Origin of the sequence: Nonomuraea maheshkhaliensis (genome assembly GCF_039529435.1) — a bacterium.
Lineage (GTDB): Bacteria > Actinomycetota > Actinomycetes > Streptosporangiales > Streptosporangiaceae > Nonomuraea > Nonomuraea maheshkhaliensis.
In genome coordinates this window covers 50,100-69,025 of sequence record NZ_BAAAMU010000058.1, presented here as the reverse complement: position 1 = coordinate 69,025, position 18,926 = coordinate 50,100, and the positions used below count along the sequence as shown (strand labels likewise).

The 18,926-nt window shown below is 69.9% G+C and carries 19 protein-coding genes; 9 read left to right on the top strand and 10 right to left on the bottom strand.

Annotated features, from left to right (window positions below):
* Positions 1-535: 535 nt before the first annotated feature.
* Entirely contained in the window at positions 536-1,618 is a 1,083-nt protein-coding gene (locus ABFX54_RS32400) for a serine hydrolase (protein ID WP_346110377.1), read from the top strand.
* On the opposite strand, the gene ABFX54_RS32395 is transcribed toward ABFX54_RS32400, so the two are convergent.
* The 5 genes from ABFX54_RS32395 to pstS are packed head-to-tail and all read right to left on the bottom strand — an operon-like array spanning position 1,587 to position 6,067.
* Positions 1,587-2,285 (bottom strand): response regulator transcription factor, encoded by a 699-nt coding sequence (locus ABFX54_RS32395; protein ID WP_346110376.1) that lies wholly within the window; start codon positions 2,283-2,285, stop codon positions 1,587-1,589. The genes ABFX54_RS32400 and ABFX54_RS32395 overlap by 32 nt on opposite strands.
* A 26-nt stretch (positions 2,286-2,311) precedes the next feature.
* Positions 2,312-3,088: a phosphate ABC transporter ATP-binding protein PstB gene (gene pstB / locus ABFX54_RS32390; protein ID WP_346110375.1), complete on the bottom strand. Its 777-nt coding sequence runs from the start codon at positions 3,086-3,088 to the stop codon at positions 2,312-2,314.
* 15 nt (positions 3,089-3,103) lie between these two features.
* Complete coding sequence (gene pstA / locus ABFX54_RS32385) at positions 3,104-3,979, bottom strand: phosphate ABC transporter permease PstA (protein ID WP_346110374.1); 876 nt, start codon at positions 3,977-3,979, stop codon at positions 3,104-3,106.
* A complete protein-coding gene (gene pstC, locus ABFX54_RS32380) occupies positions 3,976-4,956 on the bottom strand; it encodes a phosphate ABC transporter permease subunit PstC (RefSeq protein WP_346110373.1) in 981 nt (326 codons plus the stop codon). Before pstC ends, pstA begins: the two co-directional genes overlap by 4 nt.
* A gap of 4 nt (positions 4,957-4,960) precedes the next feature.
* On the bottom strand, positions 4,961-6,067 hold the full coding sequence (gene pstS / locus ABFX54_RS32375; protein WP_346110372.1) for a phosphate ABC transporter substrate-binding protein PstS: 1,107 nt from the start codon (positions 6,065-6,067) through the stop codon (positions 4,961-4,963).
* Between the two features lie 120 nt (positions 6,068-6,187).
* Between pstS and ABFX54_RS32370 the strand changes: the two genes are divergently transcribed.
* Positions 6,188-6,661, top strand: a complete 474-nt coding sequence (locus ABFX54_RS32370) for a low molecular weight protein-tyrosine-phosphatase (protein WP_346110371.1) — start codon at positions 6,188-6,190, stop codon at positions 6,659-6,661.
* Entirely contained in the window at positions 6,661-7,446 is a 786-nt protein-coding gene (locus ABFX54_RS32365) for a fructosamine kinase family protein (RefSeq protein ID WP_346110370.1), read from the top strand. Before ABFX54_RS32370 ends, ABFX54_RS32365 begins: the two co-directional genes overlap by 1 nt.
* A 4-nt stretch (positions 7,447-7,450) precedes the next feature.
* Here ABFX54_RS32365 and ABFX54_RS32360 read toward each other — a convergent pair whose 3' ends face one another.
* Positions 7,451-8,284, bottom strand: a complete 834-nt coding sequence (locus ABFX54_RS32360) for a TetR/AcrR family transcriptional regulator (RefSeq protein WP_346110379.1) — start codon at positions 8,282-8,284, stop codon at positions 7,451-7,453.
* Positions 8,285-8,348: 64 nt separating this feature from the next.
* On the opposite strand from ABFX54_RS32360, the gene ABFX54_RS32355 reads away from it, so the two are divergent.
* On the top strand, positions 8,349-10,076 hold the full coding sequence (locus tag ABFX54_RS32355) for a right-handed parallel beta-helix repeat-containing protein (RefSeq protein ID WP_346110369.1): 1,728 nt from the start codon (positions 8,349-8,351) through the stop codon (positions 10,074-10,076).
* Between the two features lie 129 nt (positions 10,077-10,205).
* Here ABFX54_RS32355 and hisN read toward each other — a convergent pair whose 3' ends face one another.
* Positions 10,206-11,003: a histidinol-phosphatase gene (gene hisN, locus ABFX54_RS32350; protein ID WP_346110368.1), complete on the bottom strand. Its 798-nt coding sequence runs from the start codon at positions 11,001-11,003 to the stop codon at positions 10,206-10,208.
* Positions 11,004-11,093: 90 nt separating this feature from the next.
* Between hisN and ABFX54_RS32345 the strand changes: the two genes are divergently transcribed.
* Entirely contained in the window at positions 11,094-11,558 is a 465-nt protein-coding gene (locus tag ABFX54_RS32345) for a DUF4442 domain-containing protein (protein ID WP_346110367.1), read from the top strand.
* Between the two features lie 521 nt (positions 11,559-12,079).
* Here ABFX54_RS32345 and rsgA read toward each other — a convergent pair.
* Positions 12,080-13,156 (bottom strand): ribosome small subunit-dependent GTPase A, encoded by a 1,077-nt coding sequence (gene rsgA / locus ABFX54_RS32340; protein WP_346110378.1) that lies wholly within the window; start codon positions 13,154-13,156, stop codon positions 12,080-12,082.
* A gap of 873 nt (positions 13,157-14,029) precedes the next feature.
* Positions 14,030-15,394 (bottom strand): 3-phosphoshikimate 1-carboxyvinyltransferase, encoded by a 1,365-nt coding sequence (gene aroA / locus ABFX54_RS32335; RefSeq protein ID WP_346110366.1) that lies wholly within the window; start codon positions 15,392-15,394, stop codon positions 14,030-14,032.
* Positions 15,395-15,707: 313 nt separating this feature from the next.
* Here aroA and ABFX54_RS32330 point away from each other — a divergent pair, with 313 nt between their 5' ends.
* Both ABFX54_RS32330 and ABFX54_RS32325 read left to right on the top strand, forming a co-directional pair.
* Positions 15,708-16,454 carry an SOS response-associated peptidase gene (locus tag ABFX54_RS32330; RefSeq protein ID WP_346110365.1) on the top strand — a complete coding sequence of 249 codons (747 nt, stop codon included), beginning with the start codon at positions 15,708-15,710 and terminating at the stop codon, positions 16,452-16,454.
* Between the two features lie 155 nt (positions 16,455-16,609).
* The gene (locus ABFX54_RS32325; RefSeq protein WP_106252150.1) at positions 16,610-16,942 is read left to right on the top strand and encodes a TraR/DksA family transcriptional regulator; all 333 of its coding nucleotides are present in this window, start codon (positions 16,610-16,612) and stop codon (positions 16,940-16,942) included.
* Positions 16,943-17,083: 141 nt separating this feature from the next.
* Here ABFX54_RS32325 and ABFX54_RS32320 read toward each other — a convergent pair whose 3' ends face one another.
* Positions 17,084-17,821, bottom strand: coding sequence for a class I SAM-dependent methyltransferase (locus ABFX54_RS32320; RefSeq protein WP_346110364.1), 738 nt, complete (start codon positions 17,819-17,821; stop codon positions 17,084-17,086).
* Between the two features lie 233 nt (positions 17,822-18,054).
* On the opposite strand from ABFX54_RS32320, the gene ABFX54_RS32315 reads away from it, so the two are divergent.
* Positions 18,055-18,660 (top strand): sigma-70 family RNA polymerase sigma factor, encoded by a 606-nt coding sequence (locus ABFX54_RS32315; RefSeq protein WP_043624264.1) that lies wholly within the window; start codon positions 18,055-18,057, stop codon positions 18,658-18,660.
* A complete protein-coding gene (rsrA, locus tag ABFX54_RS32310; protein WP_346110363.1) occupies positions 18,657-18,923 on the top strand; it encodes a mycothiol system anti-sigma-R factor in 267 nt (88 codons plus the stop codon). The genes ABFX54_RS32315 and rsrA overlap by 4 nt, the downstream gene beginning before the upstream one ends.
* Positions 18,924-18,926 lie beyond the last annotated feature (3 nt).

Sequence of the window (18,926 nt, the reverse complement as noted above, 5' to 3'; positions counted from 1 at the left end):
GATGGTACTGCACTCGGGAGGGTGTGGGAGAGTAGGTCACCGCCGGACAATCTTTGGAGGAGAGGGTTCCGACACCTGTTGTGGGTGTCGGGGCCCTCTTCTTGCGTTTCCGGACCCTTTTCCTGGTGTCCGGTCTTCCGAGGCTGTTCTCGGGCTGTTCCGGGGCTTTGGAGGGCGGCGGCGAAGGTGGCGGGTGTTCTCGTCGTCGGTGATGGTCTTCTGCAGCCGTCGCAGTTCCCGCGGGGTGTGGCGGCCGCGCGAACGCGACGAGGTGTTCGGGAGGGGCGAGTCGGCGACGGAATCGCGCGGCCACCGCAGCAGTGCTCCCTAGAACTGCGTGGCCGCCACAGCGGCCACCGCAACGGTCAACGTGGCGGGTCACCGCAGCGGTCACCGAGCCGGCGTCACTGACGGCACCGAGACGCATCTTCTCCCACAGAGACCGTCGCCCCTGCCGGGCCCTGCCCGAAGCAACCCGGAGCTCCCACAAGGGACGCTCTAGCGGCGTGTTGGTATATGTCGTGATAATGATCACGTGGTCGCGGCCGTGGCGAAGGCGATACTGCGGCTGGTCGTCGTGCTCGCCCTGATCCTGCCGCTGGTGCCGGTGAACAGGTCGCAGGAGCCGGCCGGGATCAGCGTCGCCGCCGTGCCCAAGGCCGAGAGCATGCGGGGCGCGGTGCCCGAAGAGGCCGGAACGAGGCGTGACGTGCTGCCGGGGCCCGAGCTGGGGCGAGCCAGGACGGCCGGCGACGGTTTGGCCGGAACGGCCGGAGACGGTCTGGCCAGGATCGGCGTCGGCGCTCGGGGCGGGGTCGGCGCGGATGGTCAGGGCAACATGGCCGTGGCGAGCGTGAGCAGGGAGGCTGTGCCCGGGGTCTCTGCCGAGCGGGTCTCGGCGCGGCTGGATCGCTTCCTGCGAGGGCGGCCGGGGCCGGTCACCGCCATGGTCAAGGACCTGGCGACCGGGCGGGTCTACCGCTACCACGCCGGCGAACGGCTGATCACGGCCAGCACGGCCAAGGTGCAGATCCTCGTGGCGCTGCTGCTGCGTACCCCATGGAAGAAGCTGCCGGCGGAGGTCAGGCGGGACGCGGAGATGATGATCCGCTACAGCGACAACCACGCCGCGGACCGGCTCTGGACGCGGATCGGCGGGGCGGACGGGTTCAACCGGGCGGGGAGGCGGCTCGGGTTGAAGCACACGGTCGGCGTCCCGGGGCAGTGCGTCGATCTCTACTGCTGGGGGATCACCAGGACGTCCGTCGACGACCAGGTCAGGCTCATGGCGGCGCTGGTGTCCGGCAGAAGCCCGCTCAAGGCCGGTGACCGGAAGCAGGTGCGGAGGCTCATGGGCGAGGTCGTCGACGGGCAGAACTGGGGCATCAGCGCCGCCGCCTGCGCCGGGGAGCGGGTGGCGCTGAAGAACGGCTGGCTCAAGCGGGTCTCCACCAAGCGCTGGGCCGTGATCAGCGTGGGGCTGATCACGGACGGCGACGGCCGCGACTACGCGCTCGCCGTACTCACCGAGGGCAGCCCCGAGGTGGCGTACGGCGTGGCGACGGTCGAGGGCGTGGTGGAGCGGATCATGCGTGACTTCCGTGACTGCCGGGCGTGACCAGCCGATAGCCGACACCGCGCACGGTCTGGATGAGCTGGTCGTCCTCGTCGCCCAGGCGCGCGCGCAGGCGTTTGACGTGCACGGCGATGGTGTTCGTCGAGGTGTTGGCGGCGGCGTGCCAGACGTGCCGCATGATCTGCTCGCGGGTGACCGTGCGGTCGGCGTTGCGCATCAGGTACTGGAGCAGCTCGAACTCGCGCAGCGGCAGGTGTACGGCGCGCCCGGCGACGCGTACCTGGTAGGCATGGACGTCCAGTTCGACCCCGCCGACGGCCAGGACCTTGCGTGACTCGGGCGAGGCGGCCTGGATGAACGGCAGCAGTTCGGGCACCCGGTAGGGCCTGGCGACGCAGGCGGCCGCCCCGGCGGCGAGTGCGCGCAGCGCCTGCTCGGCATGCCCTTCGCCGACGCCGAGCAGCACCGGTACGGCGCGCGCCAGCCGTACGGCGCGGACGAACTCGACCGCGTCGATGACCGGCAGCGTGGCCGAGACGAGCACCACGTCCGGGCTGAGGGCTCCCGCCTGCAGCAGCCCCTGTGCGCCGTCGGGCGCTCCTGTGACGGCCACGCCCTCGAGTTCGAGGGCCGTGGCCACGTCCTCCACGACCGAGTCGTCCGGGTCGGCGATGAGCAGCACGGGCTTGGTCCTCGTGTCCCCGTTCATCGTGGATGCCGCCTGCTGTCGGGTCATCAGCCGAAGCGCCCCGTGATGTAGTCCTCCGTGGCCTTCTCCGAGGGGTTGGTGAACATGCGCGAGGTCTCGTCCATCTCGATGACCTTGCCGGGTTTGCCCTGCTCGGCCAGGTTGAAGAACGCGGTCCTGTCGCTGACGCGGGCCGCCTGCTGCATGTTGTGGGTGACGATGACGATGGTGAACTCGTCCTTGAGCTTGGCCATCAGGTCCTCGATGGCCAGGGTGGAGATGGGGTCGAGAGCCGAGCACGGCTCGTCCATCAGCAGGACCTGCGGCTTGACCGCGATGGCGCGGGCGATGCAGAGCCGCTGCTGCTGCCCGCCGGAAAGGCCGGCTCCGGGCTTGTTGAGGCGGTCCTTGACCTCGTTCCAGAGATTGGCGCCTTTGAGCGACTCCTCGACGATGGCGTCCGTCTGCGACTTGCTGACGCGGCCGTTGAGGCGCAGGCCCGCGGCCACGTTCTCGTAGATCGACATCGTGGGGAACGGGTTGGGGCGCTGGAAGACCATGCCGATCATTCGGCGCACGGAGACGGGCTCGACCGTGCCGGCGTAGAGGTCCTCGCCGTCGAGCAGCACCTTGCCGTCCACGCGTGCGCCGGGGATCACCTCGTGCATGCGGTTGAGCGTGCGCAGGAACGTCGACTTGCCGCAGCCGGACGGGCCGATGAACGCGGTGATCGAGCGGGGTTCGATGGTCATGGACACGTCCTCGATCGCCTTGTGCGAGCCGTAGTACGCGTCGAGACCCGAGACCTGGATCTGCTTGGACATTGTGCTGATAACCCCCTATCGGCCCCTGGCGGGCGAGCGCCACCAGGCGATCAGGCGCGCCACCAGGTTGAGCAGCATGACGATCAGGATGAGCGTGAGGGCGCCGGTCCACGCCCGGTCGATCGCGGTGTCGTTGGGGCGGGCCGCCTGGTCGAAGACGAACAGCGGCAGCCCCATCTGCGGCCCGGTGAACGGGTCGTTGTTGATGGAGTTGGTGAAGAACACCGTCATCAGCAGCGGCGCCGTCTCGCCCGCGACGCGGGCCACGGCCAGCATGACGCCGGTGACGATGCCGGTGAACGCGGTCGGCAGCACGACCTTGACGATGGTGCGCCACTTGGGGACGCCCAGCGCGTACGAGGCCTCGCGCAGGTCGACCGGCACCAGCCGGAGCATCTCCTCGGCCGACCTGACCACGGTCGGCATCATCAGGATCGACAGCGCGAGCGCGCCCGCCCAGCCGGAGTAGGAGAAGCCGAGGAACAGGATCCAGAACGCCAGCACGAACAGGCCGGCGACGACGGAGGGGACGCCGGTCATGACGTCCACGAAGAAGCTGATGGCCCGGCTGAGCCGGCCGTTGTTGCCGTATTCGACCAGGTAGATGGCGGTCAGCAGGCCGACGGGCACCGAGATGACGGAGGCGAGCAGGACCTGTTGGAGGGTGCCGATGATGGCGTGGTAGGCGCCGCCGCCGGCGTCCCTGGCGCCGATGCCGTTCATGGAGTGGGTGAGGAACTCCAGGTCGAACCGGGGCAGACCATTGGAGATCACCAGCCAGAGCACCGAGATGAGCGGCACCAGTGCCAGCGCGAATGCCAGATAGACCAGGCCCTGAACGACCCGGTCCTTGATCCGGCGGCTGGTGGAGATGTGTTGGATCGCACTCATGCGCCGGCCCTCGCGTACTCCTTGCGGCGGTTGATGATCAGGCGCGCACCCATGTTGACCAGCAGGGTGATGACGAACAGCACCAGACCTGAGGCGATCAGCGCGCCCCGGCCGATCTGGGTGGCCTCGCCGAAGCCGTTGGCGATGTTCGCGGCGATGCTGTTGGCGTGCGGGGTGAGGATCTGGAAGGTGATGTCGAAGGTGGCGGGGAAGATCAGGGCGACCGCGATGGTCTCGCCCATGGCGCGGCCGAGGCCGAGCATGGCGGCGCTGATGACGCCCGGCCGGCCGAACGGCAGCACGGCCATCCTGATCATTTCCCAGCGGGTGGCGCCGAGGGCGAGCGCCGCCTCCTCATTCATCTTCGGAGCCTGGAGGAACACCTCGCGGGAGATGGCCGCGATGATCGGCAGGATCATGATGGCCAGCACGATCGATCCGGCGATCATGGTCTTGCCGCCGATGGCGCCTTCGCCGGCGAACAGCGGGAACCAGCCGACGTGCTCGTTGAGCCACTGTGATGGCGTCCTGATCAGCGGCACCAGGAACGCGAGCCCCCACAGTCCGTATACGACGCTGGGCACGGCGGCGAGCAGGTCGATCAGGTAGCCGAGCGGCGCGGCCAGCTTGCGCGGCGCGTAGTGCGAGATGAACAGGGCCACGCCCACAGCGATCGGGGTGGCGATGACGAGCGCGAGCGCGGAGCTGAGCACGGTGCCGAAGGCCAGGGCGGCGATGCCGAAGACCTGCTGGCCGTTGGGGTCCCAGGTGAGCTCCGTGAAGAAGTTCGCCTGGTTGGCCCGCAGGGCCGGGATCGCCTCGCTGATGAGGAACACGGCGATGGCCGCCATGATCCCCAGCAGGACGACGCCCGCGGCCGTGGACAGGAAGCGGAACGGGCCTTCACCGTGGCTGCGCCGCGAGGCGGACCGGCTCGTGGCCGGCCCGCCGTCACGGGTGCGTACGTTGGTCGTCATGGGGTCAGGAGATCGCCTCGACGGCGGTCCGGACCTTCGTCAGCAGTGTGCCCGCGAGCGGGGCGTAGCCCAGCTCCTTGAGCGCTGCCTGGCCTTCGTCGCTGGCGGTGTAGGTGAGGAAGCTCTTGACGATCTTCTGCTCCTCCGCGGCGAGGCCCTTCTCGCAAGTGATCTCGTACGTCACCAGGACGATGGGGTAGGCGCCCGCGGTCTTGGTGGCGTAGTCGATCGAGAGGGCGAGGTCGTTGCCGGTGCCCTTGATCTCGGCGGTCTCGACCGTCTTGGCCGCGCTCTCCGGGGTGAGCTCGACGAACTCGCCGGCGCCGTTGGCCACCTTCGCCTTCTGCAGCGAGGAGTTCTCGGCGTAGGAGAGCTCGACGTAGCTGATCGCGCCCTCGGTGTCCTTGACCGAGGAGGCGATGCCGTCGGAGCCCTTGGCGCCCTGGCCCTTGGCCTCGGCCGGCCACGCCTTCGCCGGCTCGTGCGGCCACTCGGCGGTGGCCTTGAGGAACTTGGTGAAGTTGTCGCTGGTGCCCGACTCGTCCGAGCGGTGGAAGGCCTGGATCGGGGTGGAGGGCAGCTTCGCGTCGGGGTTGTCGGCCTTGATGGCGGCGTCGTCCCACTTGGTGATCGTGCTGTTGAAGATGCCGCCGAGCGTCTTGGGCGACAGCTGCAGCCCCTCGACGCCGGGCAGGTTGTAGACGACCGCGACGGGGCCGGTCACCATGGGGATGTTGATCGCCTTGCCGGTCTTGCACCGGGCGTCGGCCTGCGCGGGCTCGTCTTCCTTCAGCGCCGAGTCGGAGCCGGCGAAGGCGACCGTGCCCTGAATGAACGCCTGCACGCCCGCGCCCGAGCCGCTGGGCTGGTAGTTGAGGGTGACACCGGGGTTGGCGGCCGTGAAGTTCTTCGTCCACTCGGTGATCGCGTTGGCCTGGGCCGAGGAGCCCGCGGCGTTGATCGAGCCGCTGAGAGCGTTGTCGTTGCCCGCGGCGGCGGGCGCGCTGGCGGAGCTGGTGCCCGCGGCTCCCGCGTTGTTGTCTGTGCCGCACGCAGCGAGCGAGAGCGCGCCGACGACGGCGACGGCGGCGAGCCGGCCTGCATACTTCACGGTTGGGTCCTCCCACTTGGTCCTTAGTCGCCTCGAAAGTTATGCAGCGAAGGTGACTCAGACCCCCCAACCAGGGTGAACGTTCGGTGAACGCACCAGGTCACCCTCATGATGGGAGCCATGACTTATCGCGTATGCGTGGTGTGCATGGGGAACATCTGCCGTTCGCCGATGGCTGAGGCGGTGCTCCGTCAGGCGCTCGAAACCCGCGGCCTGGGCGGGCTTGTGACCGTCGAGAGCGCGGGGACCGGCGGGTGGCACGTGGGCGATCCCATGGACGAGCGCGCTCTGGAGATCCTCACCAGGAACGGCTACGACGGCTCCGCGCATCGGGCCCGGCAGTTCACCAAGGACTGGTTCGACCGTTATGACCTGGTCCTCGCGATGGACCGGGACAATCTGTCCAATCTGCGCAGGCTGGCTCCGGCCGGGGTGGAGGTGCGTTTGTACCGCTCGTTCGATCCGGAGGCGGAGGAGGGGGCCGAGGTGCCGGATCCGTACTACGGGGGGAGCGAGGGGTTCGAGGAGGTGCTTTCGCTGGTGCGGGACGCCTCGGAGGGGGTGGCCGAGCACATCGCGGAGGAGCTCGGCTGATGAGGATCACTGATGATCTCGGGGCGTCGCACGGGTGGCGGCTGCGGCGGGGCGTGCTGGACGACGGGCGCGAGGTGTTCGCCAAGAGTGGGAACGCCTCCGAGGTCTTCGCCTCGGAGGCCGCCGGGCTGCGCTGGCTGGGCGAGGCCGTCGCCGTGCCCGAGGTGATCGAGGTGGGTCCCGACCGGCTCGTGCTGTCCTGGGTAGGCCAGGAGCCGCCGTCCGCCGGGGCCGCCGAGCGGTTCGGCCGGGCGCTGGCGCGGTTGCACCGTGCGGGGGCGGAGGGCTTCGGAGCGCCGTGGCCGGGGTTCATCGCCGAGTTGCCGATGGACAATTCACCCGCTCCCGACTGGCCGTCCTTCTACGGGGAGCGGCGGGTGCTGCCGTTCCTGCGCGTGGCGCGGCTGCCCGCGGCGGACGTCGCGCTGGTCGAGCGGGTCGTCGAGCGTCTGCCCGAGGTGTCAGGGCCGGCGGAGGCGCCCGCCCGGATCCACGGTGACCTGTGGAGCGAGAACGTGCTGTGGTCGGGCGGGGGCGCGGTGCTGATCGATCCCGCGGCGCACGGTGGGCACCGGGAGAGCGATCTGGCGATGCTCGACCTGTTCGGGCTGCCGTACCTGGATCGGGCGCTCGGGGCCTACCGCGAGGAGTTTCCGCCGACGGAGGGGTGGCGGGAGCGGGTGCCGCTGCATCAGCTGCATCCGCTGCTCGTGCACGTGGTGTTGTACGGGGGCGGGTATCGGGAGAGCCTGATGCGGGCGGTGCGGCGGGTGCTTTCGCTGTGAGCGGTCAGGGGCGTCTTCTGTTGCGGTACGCGCGCTGGCGGCAGGCTCGCGAGCAGTAGACGCGGGGGCGGCCCGAGGGAGCGGGCTCCAGCGGGGTGCCGCATTCCTGGCAACTGTCGTCACGGGTTTCGTCACGCTTGTTCATAAGGGCTTCGATGCCGTCCAGGACGCGGGCCAGGCCGAACTCGAAGGAGTCCTCCGGGTGGTCCCAGCCGCCGCTCTCCCACAGGTGGGTGAGGGTGGGGTAGCGGTCGAGGCGTTCGTACAGGGACTCGCGGGCGCCCCACCACTCCTGCTCGGACACGCCGCTGCGGCGCTCCTCGCGCTGGGTCTCGACCAGGACCAGGGCCTCGGCGTCCACGAAGCGGCCGACCAGCGCGATGGCCGCGATCACCTCGGACGGCCTGAGCGACGTGCCGGCCAGTGCGGCGAGCATGCGGTCGTAATGCGCGACGCCGTTGGGGCCCGGCACGTGGCGGGTGCCGCGTACCTCGGCCATCCAGGGATGCCGCCGGCGCAGCTCCCACGCCTGCCTGGCGACCGCCTCCAGCCGGGTGCGCCAGCCGGCCTCCCCCTCCTGGGGCCGTGGATGCTCGCCCATCACCTCGTCGAGCATCAGCTCGATGAGCTGCTCACGGCCGGGGACGTGGCGGTAGAGCGACATGGTCGTGAAACCGAGCCGGTCGGCGACCTTGCGCATCGACAGGCCCTCCAGCCCCTCGGCGTCGGCCAGCTCGACCGCGGCGCGCACGATCCGGCCCGTGGTCAGCCCGCGCCGGGGCTCGTGCTCCTTCTCCCGCCACAGCAGCTCGACGCCGTCGTCCGGATCCCGTGTCATTGGCACCGTCTCAGTTTATGGTGTACTACTTCGTGTACGGCATAAACATCGAAAGGCGGCTGTCTTGTTCCCATTCCACGTCGCTCCGGCGGGCGACGACTCCTGGCCCGGCTCCGCCGAGCGTCCGTTCGCCACCCTCGAACGCGCCAGGTCCGCGGCCAGACAGGTGAGCGGGGAGGTCGTGGTGCTCCTCAGAGGCGGGACCCACGTGCTCGCACGGCCCTTCGAGCTCACAGAAGCCGATTCGGGGACCGTCTACCGCGCGTACGGGTACGGCACACCCGAGCGGGAGGAGGCCGTCGTCAGCGGCGGCCGGGTCATCACCGGCTGGAAGGAGGCCGATGGCGTCTGGCGGGCGGAGGTCGGCGACCTCGACACCCGCCAGCTCTACGTGGACGGCCGCAGGGCCCCGCGGGCCTCCGTACCCGGACTGCCGGGGGAGGCGGTCGCGACCGCGACCGGCTACGTCACCGACAGCGCGGAGCCGCGCGCCTGGCGGGGGGCCGAGTTCGTCTACCGGGGCGTCTATCCCTGGACGGAGGCGCGCCTGAGCATGGCGGAGGCGTCGGCCGACGGGGGCTCGACGGTGATCACCATGGCCCAGCCCGGGTTCGGCCTGGCGGGCGAGCTGTACAACTCCACCTGGGAGGGCGTCACCAACGCCGGGCCCGGCCTGCCCACGCGGATCGAGAACGACCCCGCCTTCCTGCGCGAGCCGGGCACCTTCGTGCTCGACCGGTCGCGGCCGGGCGCGCACGTGCTGCTGTACCTGCCCCTTCCCGGTGAGGATCCGGCGCGTACGCGGGTGGTGGCGCCGGTCCTGGAGACGCTGATGAGCGTTTCGGGGGCGCGCGGGGTGGCGTTCGAGGGGCTGGTGTTCGCCGACGCGACGTGGTTGCGGCCCGGCCGGCCCGAGGGCTTCCCGCACTACCACGGCAGCGGTTACTACGAGGGCGGCGGCGTCGAGGTCGCGCACCTAGGAGAGGGAGCTTCCGTTACGTATCCCTCGTCTTCCGTCACGATTCCGGCCTGTGTGACGTTCGAGGACACCGACGCCGCGCGGATCGAGGGCTGCCGGTTCACCCGGCTCGGGGCTTCTGGGCTGGGGGTCACGGGAGGTGACGGGCTCGTGGTGCGCGGCTGTTCGTTCGACACGCTGTCCGCGGGAGGCGTCGTGGTGAGCGGCAGTCACGGGACCGAGATCGTGGACAACCTGGTGCGGGAGGTGGGGCTGGAGTTCAGCGGGTCGCCGGGGATCGCCGTCACCGGGACCCGCGGCTGCGTCGTCGCGCACAACGAGGTCACGAAGGTGCCTCACTGCGGGATCGTGGCCGGGCCGGGGGAGGGGACGCGGATCCTGCACAACCTGACCGTGAGCACCCTGGAGGTGCTGGCCGACGGCGGGGGCGTCTACCTGTCCGGGCCCCAGGGGGATTCGGCGGCCGGCGGGGCCGTGGTGCGGGGGAACGTCATCGAGGACGTGCGGACGCCGTACAACTTCGGGCTTTATGCCGATTACGGGGCCAGTTGGGTGACGCTGGAGGAGAACGTCGTCGTCCGGGCCGACAACACGGCCGTGCTGCACGTGGCGCCGCCGCTGGAGAACGTGGTCTTCCGGGGGAACGTCTGGGACGCCGATCCGATCGGGCACGAGAACCCGCCGGAGGGGGTGACGTACGAGGGGAATGTGACGGTCAAGGACGAACACGAGCTGAACGCCGCCACGGTGGCGATCCGGTCGCGAGCCGGCCGCCGCTCGGCGGCGGAGGGGTCACCGCCGATCGAGGGCTGAGCGCGTGCTGCGTTCACGCCAGGGCGGCTGAGACCGCCTCACGTTTGCCACGGCGGGTCGGCGGCTGATCGCCTCTCGCGTTCTGCCGCTCGGTGGCAGGCCGGTCGCGGGCTCCCGCCTCGCGCGTGACTAGCCTTTGACGACGGTGCCGTTGAGGCGGTCGATGACGTCGGTGTGCAGGACGCCGTTCGTGCAGACGAGGCTGCCGCCCTCCAGGCCCTTCACGCCGGCGACGTCGGTCCAGACGCCGCCGGCCTCCTCGACGATGACCGTGAGTGCCGCCATGTCCCAGGGGGAGAGCTCGGGCTCGGCCGACAGGTCCACCGAGCCCTCCGCGACCATCATGTGCGACCAGAAGTCGCCGTAGGCCCGCGTGCGCCAGCATGAGCGGCTCAGGTCGAGGAAGTTGTCCAGCTTGCCGGTCTTCTCCCAGCCGCCGAAGCTTGAGTACGAGAACGAGGCGTCCTCAAGCGTCGACACCGACGACACTCGCATGCGGGTGGCCTTGGTCAGGCTCTTGCCGGTCCACGCGCCGTCCTCGGCCGCCGCCCACCAACGCCGGCCGAGGGCGGGGGCCGACACCAGGCCGACGACGACCTTGCCGTACTCCATGAGCGCGATCAGCGTCGCCCAGACGGGCACGCCGCGCACGTAGTTCTTGGTCCCGTCGATGGGGTCGATGATCCAGGACCTGGCGCCCCATCCGGTCTTGCCGAACTCCTCGCCCACGACCGCGTCGCGCGGCCGGGCGCGGCGCAGCGTGCCCCGGATGGCCTCCTCCACCGCGCGGTCGGCGTCGCTGACCGGCGTCAGGTCGGGCTTGGTCTCGACCTTGAGGTCGACCGCCTTGAACCGTCGCATGGTCAGGTCATCGGCGGCGTCCGCCATGACGTGAGCGAGTCGAAGATCATCCGAGTAACCCTGCACGATCGCCCACGCTACCGTGTCGGATATACGGAGCATCAGTCGCAGACGCTCCTTTTCTGGTAACTCTCGTTTCAGTTACTGGCCAGTAGCATGTCCAGCATGTCGCTAGATATCGGTGATCTCCTGCTACAAACGGTCCCCTTTGCCCGCACTTTGGGGCTTGTTTTCGATTCGGTGGAAGAAGGTGTGGCGATTTGCCGCGTTCCTGACCATGAGGACCTGCGCAACCACGTGGGCGGGCCGCATGCGGGGGTGCTCTTCACCCTCGCCGAGTCCGCGTCTGGGGCCGCTGTGCTGTCCCTGTTCGGCGACCAGCTGAGCCGGGCCACACCACTGCCCACCACGGCCACCATCGCGTACCGGAAGGTGGCCAAGGGCGAGATCCGGGCCGAGGCCCGGCTGCTCGCGGGGAGGGGGGAGGTCGTGGGGCGGCTGGACGCGGGGGAGCGGCCGGAGTTCGACGTGGCGGTGTCGCTGACGAACGAGGACGGGGTGGCGGTCGCGGATCTGACGGTGACGTGGACCCTACGCCCGAACCGGTCAGTGGTGGCGTGATCTGGTCGGCTTGTGTTGAGTGTCTGGCGGGGCGGTCCCGGCCGTCTTTCGTGGTCTGCGGGTGTTGTGGTCGGGTCGCCTGGCGCGGTCTGCGGGCGGGGTGACTCGCTTGCCCAGGGTGGTCTGCGGGCGGTGCTACCCGATCGTCTTGCGTGGTCTGCGGGAGACGTGCCCCAACTGCTGGACGCGTTTGTTCGTGGCGTACCCGATCGCTCGACATGTCCGCCGACCACGGGTTTCCGGCCGCAGCGCAGTCGACCCGATCGCCGGGCACTCGGCCGCAGGTCCTTCGATCGAGAGGCCGCCCACCGCCGGACCGTCGACCGCCGGGTCCCCGATCGCGGGGCGGAGGCGGCGATGACGGGGGACTCCGTGGGACGGAGTGAACGGTCGGCGGGACGGCATGAAGGGGTTACGGGACATCGACGACGACCTCGTGGACGACCCCGTGTCGTTCTCGACCCCGTGTCGTGCTGGCACTGATCGGGGCCGTGCGGGGTGCAGGAGATCTCGTGGGAAGATCAGGAGATCTCGTCCGGTACGGGCTCGCGGCGCGTCGTGGGTGAGTCGTCCGGGGTGCCGTCGCGGCTGGACAGGAGGCGGCGCAGGGACCTCAGGCGGGCGGGGTCGGCTTTGCCCTCCGCCACCAGTGTGTCCAGCGCGCACCCCTCGCCGAGGTGTGTACAGCCCTTCGGGCAGTCGACCGTGCCTTCGATCAGGTCGGGGAAGGCCGCCAGCACGGTCTCCACCGAGACGTGGGCCAGGCCGAAGCTGCGCACGCCGGGGGTGTCGATGATCCACCCGCCCTCCGGCAGTTCCAGGGCCACGGCCGAGGTGGAGGTGTGGCGCCCGCGGCCGGTGACCGCGTTGACCTGGGAGACGGCCCGGTTGGCGTCAGGGACCAGTGCGTTGACCAGGGTCGACTTGCCGACACCCGAATGGCCGACCAGAACGCTGATGCGCCCGGTCAGGTGGTCGCGCAACTCGTCGAGCGAGCCGCCCTTGTGCACCACCACGTGCGCCACGCCCAGCGGTTCGTACTGTGCCACCAGTTCGTCGGGCGGAGCGAGGTCGGACTTGGTGAGGCAGAGCAGGGCGTCGATCTCGGCGTCGAACGCGGCCACCAGGATCCTGTCGATCATCCGGGGCCTGGGCGGCGGGTCGGCCAACGCGGTCACGATGACGAGTTGGTCGGCGTTGGCCACGACCGGGCGCTCGATGCCGTCGGTGTCCTCGGTGTCGTCGGCCGAGCGGCGCAGCATGGACGTGCGCGGCTCCACCCTGACCACCCTGGCGAGGGTGTCGGGGCGGCCCGACACGTCTCCCACGAGTGCCACCCGGTCACCCACGACAATGCCCTTACGGCCCAGCTCGCGCGCCTTCATGGCGACCACGAGCCGGCGCTGGGGCGGCTTGCGCTTCTGGGCCGAGCCCTTCGGGCGTTCCGGCTCGATCAGCGTGGTGTAGCGGCCGCGGTCGACGGCCACCACGAACCCCTCAACGGCATCCTCGTGCGCAGGACGAATCCGGGTCCGGGGCCTGGAGCCCTTGCCCGGCCTGACCCGTACGTCGTCCTCGTCGTATTCCCGCTTGCTCAGCGGTCTGCTCCCATGCGCTCGCTTCCTCTCATTGCGGTGCCCGGCTCAGTGCTCATCGGCTCAGTGCTCATCGGCTCAGTGCCCATCGGCTCTGTGCCGGCCTGCTCAGTGGTGGCCGGTTGTTCGGTTCTGATCGGTTCTGTGGCGGTCGGTTCCGTGTTGACCGGCTTCATGGCGGCTGATTGGCCTGATGGCGTCGGTGGGTAGGGCCGGTGCTGAGCTTGCGCCTGACCGGTGAGTGTGGTGTCCCGTCCGGTGCGATCGGTGAGTGCGCTGGGCTGACCTGGGGCCCGCGAACGGACCTGCTCAGGTGTGCGGCCGGTGCGCGTGACGTGCTCTGCTGTGCGCTTGATGAGCGTGATGCCCTGGCTGGTGTGGCCGGGGAACGTGGCGTGCTCTGCTGCGCTCTCGGTGAGAGCGGTGTCAGACCCGGCGTGAGTGGTGGCGGTGTCAGGCCCAGTGCGAGTGGTGAACGTGATGTGCCGGCCTGGGCGACGGGTCGGCGGGGCGACGTGCCGGCCCATGTGACTGGTTGTCGTGACGACGTGCCGGCCCGTATGACCGGTTGGCGCGACCACGTGCCAGCCTGGGTGGCTGGTTGGCGTGGCGATGTGCCGGCCGGTGTGGTCGGTGGGTGTGGTGTGGCGGTAGGTGGAGCTGGTGTGGCGATCGGTGGGGCTGGTGGTGCTGAGGCGGATGCCAGCCGGGGCTGGGCGGGTGGCGGTGTCGTGCTGGTGCGTCTGTTCATCGTCATGCGGGCAGCGCCGTTTCACGCGCCGCCGCCCTCTTCCGCTGTGCCCGGCGTGTCCAAGGTAAAACCAGCGCTCGCGGGCCGGCGAGTGTCGGCCCTGGTCGGGCGTGGGTGAGCGGTGCTCATCGGGCGTCCAGCATCGCCGTCCACATCTGGACGAACTCCGGCAGGGTCTTGGCGGTCGTCACGATGTTCTCCACCTCGACGCCGGGGACGGCCAGGCCGATCACCGCGCCGGCCGTGGCCATGCGGTGGTCGGCGTAGCTGTGGAAGGTGCCGCCGTGCAGCGGGCGGGGGCGGATGATCAGGCCGTCCTCGGTCTCCTCCGCGTCACCGCCGAGGCGGTTGATCTCGGTGGCGAGTGCGGCCAGCCGGTCGGTCTCGTGGCCGCGCAGGTGGCTGACGCCCCGGATGCGGCTGGGCGTGGTCGCCAGTGCGGCGAGGGCGGCGATCGTCGGGGTCAGCTCGCCCACCTCGTGCAGGTCGGTGTCGATGCCGGTGATCACGCCTGTCCCTCTGACCACCAGGTCGGTGACGCCGGAGCCGGTGGCCGCCGGTGCACCCGTCCTGGACGAAGCCGCATCCGTAGCGGAGGGGTCGGTGGAGCGAGAGGTCGAGGAGCCGGTGGAGCGGGTGACCTCGGCGCCCATCTGGGTGAGCAGGTCGCGGAGGGCGTCGCCCGCCTGCGTGGTGGTGAGGGGCCAACCGGGGATCGTCACCGTGCCGCCCGTCACCAGGGCCGCCGCCAGGAACGGGGCCGAGTTGGACAGGTCGGGCTCCACCGTCATGTCTCTGGCCGCGATCGGGCCGGGCGCCACCCGCCACACGTCGGGCTCGCTGTCGTCGACCGCCACGCCGACCGCCCTGAGCATCTCGACGGTCATCTCGATGTGGGGCTGCGAGGGGACCGGCGGGCCCACGTGGCGGATCTCGACGCCCTTCTCGAACCGGGCAGCCGTCAGCAGCAGGCCCGAGACGAACTGCGACGAGCCGGACGCGTCGAGCACGACCTCGCCGCCCGTCAGCGGGCCGCTGATCGTGAACGGCAGCGCGTCGTTGTCGATGCGTGCGCCGAGCGCGCGCAGGGCGTCGAGGATGGGGCCCATCGGGCGCTTGCGGGCATGCGGGTCGCCGTCGAACGAGACGGGGCCGTCGGCGAGCGCGGCCATCGGCGGCACGAAGCGCATGACCGTGCCCGCGAGGCCGACGTCGATGTGGGCGCCGCCGCGGATGGGGCCCGGGGTCACCTGCCAGTCGGCCCCCGCCGCGCTCTCCCCGGTCGGGATCAGGGTCGTGCCCAACGAGCGCAGGGCCGACGCCATGAGGTCCGCGTCGCGGCTGCGCAGCGCCTGGCGCACGATGCCCGGGCCGTCGGCGAGGGCCGCGAGGAGGAGCGCGCGGTTGGTCACCGACTTGGAGCCGGGCAGCGGGACGGTGGCGGTGACCGGAGCGGTCGCCACCGGTGCGGGCCAGTGCGGAGCGGGCATGGTCAAAGAGTACTGGCCGTGGCGGGGCGGGGGTCACAGCCTGTGGATAACGACTGTCGCACTGTTGCGGCCTGTGGATGGCCGTCCCTCGGCATGTCGGATGGACGTCGCCCCGTGGTTCACGCGGACCTGCCAGGTGGGTCACGTGGACGTCGCCTGCCGTGTCGGGTGGACGGCCCCTCTATATCGGGTGGACCTGGCCGTGGCGTGTCGGGTGGACCTGGTTCTGGGGCGTCGGGTGGACCTCGTCCGGGCGTGTCGGGTGCGCGTGCCCAAACACGCGATCGAAACCCGGACGTGGCAGTGTGGGGACATGTGCGGTAGATACGCGTCGGCGCGTAAGAAGCACGAGCTGCTTGAGGAGTTCGAGGTCGAGCAGGACGCCGAGCCCGACAAGGAGCTCGGCGCCGACTACAACGTCGCCCCGACCAAGAACGTCTACGCCGTCCTGAGCCGGGTGCCCAAGGAGGCCGAGCGGGCGGTGCGGCAGCTCAGGGTGGTGAAGTGGGGCCTGGTGCCGGCCTGGGCCAAGGACCCGTCGATCGGCTCGCGGCTGATCAACGCCAGGGCCGAGACGCTGGCGGAGAAGCCGTCGTTCCGGCAGGCGTTCGCCAAGCGCAGATGCCTGCTGCCGGCGGACGGTTACTTCGAGTGGATGCCCGTCGAGGGAGAAAAGAAGAAGAAGCAGCCGTACTTCATCCATCCCGCCGACGGCGGGGTGCTGGCGATGGCGGGCCTGTACGAGTTCTGGAAGGACCCCTCGCGCGAGGACGACGACCCGCTCAAGTGGCTCGTCACCTGCACCGTCATCACCACGGACGCGGAGGACCAGCTCGGCCGCATCCACGACAGGATGCCCATGATGATCGAGCGCGAGCGCTGGTCCGAGTGGCTCGACCCCAAGCTCACCGACACCTCCCGGGCCGCCGGGCTGCTGGTGCCGGCCGAGTCGGGGCGGCTCACCGCGTACGCGGTCTCCACGGATGTGAACAGCGTCCGGAACAATGGCCCCGACCTCATCAAACCGCTACCCGAGGAGGAGGAAACCGCGCTTTTCTAAAGGTGTAAGAGGCGCGTTAAGTGGGCATCCGGTGAGGAAAGCGATGCATCCGTTTACTCGGAGTCACCGCCAAAATGCCCCCTAATTGCACCGGGCGGGACATCCGGGGAGTCCTAGCCGCGGGTTGCCCTTAATTCACCCGGAGGTGCGGATTCGTGGACGTCACGACCGCTCGTGAGCGGCTGGAAGACATGCTCGTGGAGCTGGACCGCTCGATTGGGGTCCTGCGGGGCGACCCCGTCGCCGTACGCGAATACTCCGCGGCGGACGCCGGCTCGGACCTGACCGACAACGACCGCGCACAGGCCATGCTGACCGTGGCCACCGCACAGCGGCAGGCGGTCGTCGAGGCCATCAAGCGCGTCGAGGAGGGGGTGTACGGCAGATGCGTCGACTGCGCCAGGCAGGTGCCGGAGGGGCGCCTGGAGGCCCGCCCTGAGGCCGCGCGCTGCGTGCAGTGCCAGGGCAAGCGGGAACGCCGCCGCTGACGGCCTGGCGGGCTGATGGGTGAGGGCAAGGGCCGCCGCCGCTGACCACAGGGGTCGTCGCCGAGCGCATGCGAACCGCCCCCGCACGAAGCGCGAGCCGCCGGACACGAAGAACGGCGGCACAGCGTTCGTCGTGGGAGGTCAGGTCTTGCGGGCGCTGGCGACCAGGTGGATGCCGACCGTGTCGTCGTCGTCGGGATGGGCGTCGAGCTCCGTGCGCACCAGGTAGTTGAGCGCGCGCGAGTCCGACCCGAGCACGTGGTCAACCGTCGACGGCGACAGCACCGTGCGCGGCCGCATCCACTCCACTTCGAGCCCGGCCCCCACCAGCAGCTCACGCAGCTGCCCGCTGCTGAAGCAGCGCGTGATGCTGCCGTCGGGCCAGGGCACGAGCATGACCTCGCCGGTCTGGCGCAGGTGCTGCCACTGCCCCTGCTCGGCCAGGATCGCCATGCCCAGCACCAGCGAGTCGACGCACACGAGCGCCCGCCCGCCTGGACGCAGCACGCGGGCCACGTCGCTCATCGCCGACTCGGCCATCAGCTCGATCGACATCACCCGCTCCTCCGCGAGCACCGCGTCCACGCTCGCGTCGGGCAGGAAGGACAGGTCGTCGGCGCGTACGTGGCGGACCCGGTCGGCGTCGCGCAGGCGGGAGCCGTCGAGGGTCCTGCGGAAGTCGATCACCTCGATCACCCGGTGCCCGGCCCTGGCGGCCTGGCCGGACCAGCGCCCGCGGCCGCCGGAGAGGTCGAGGATCACGGAGGGGTCGGCGGGAAGCCATCGGTTGAGTTGTTCGGCGGCTACGGCACGGTAGAAGGTCCAGTACGGCCCGAGCGTCCCTGAGCCGTTCAGTTCCTCGGCCGGAATGGGCAGCACACGCGACTCCTGGGTTCCGGAAAAAGGGCTACCAGCCGGTACGTATGACGTTCCCCGCACCGGGTCCTTCGTACCTTCTATCTTGCGGGAACAGACAAGGGCGCGGGCGTGTTGCGACGAGCATGCTCACATTGGTCGAACCCCGGCCCGCTGACCGACTGGTCGCGGGCCAGCGGGTATCCTCCCCTGAGTACGGTGTTCCGCCACAGCCGGCCACCGGTGATCTTAGGGGGGTGGGTCCGGTGCCCGCGACAGGCGCGGAGACGCTGGAGCAGCGAAGCGAGCGATTCGAGCGCGACGTCATGCCGTATCTCGAGCAGCTCTACTCCGCCGCGCTCCGGATGACCCGAAATCCCGCGGACGCGGAGGACCTGCTGCAGGAGACCTTCGCGAAGGCGTTCGCTTCTTTCCACCAGTTCCAGCAGGGCACGAATCTCAAGGCGTGGCTCTACCGGATCCTGACCAACACCTTCATCAACAGCTACCGCAAGAAGCAGCGGGAGCCGAAGCAGTCGGGCACGGAGGAGATCGAGGACTGGCAGCTCGCCAGGGCCGAGTCGCACACGTCGAGCGGCCTGAAGTCGGCCGAGGTGGAGGCGCTCGAACACCTCCCCGACGGCGACATCAAGCAGGCTCTGGCGGCTCTGCCCGAGGAGTTCAGGATCGCGGTCTACCTGGCCGACGTCGAAGGCTTCCCCTACAAGGAGATCGCCGACATCATGGGCACCCCCATCGGGACCGTGATGTCGAGGTTGCACAGGGGACGCAGGCAGCTGCGGGGCCTCCTTGAGGATTACGCTCGCGAGCGTGGCCTGGTCCCGGCGGAGGGATCGAAATGAGCTGTGGCAACGCGCACGACACCGACTGTCGTGAGGTGCTCGACAAGGTCTACGCCTATCTCGACGGCGAGCTGACCGAGGGTGACGTGGCCGACATCCGGGTTCATCTCGACGAGTGCAGCCCGTGCCTGAAGGAATACGACCTGGACAAGGCGGTCAAGGCGCTGGTGGCCAAACACTGCGGCTGCGACCCCGTTCCCTCGGACCTGCGCTCCAAGGTGCTGGCCCGCATCGAGCAGGTGCGTTCGGAGCTGGCCGACTAAGAT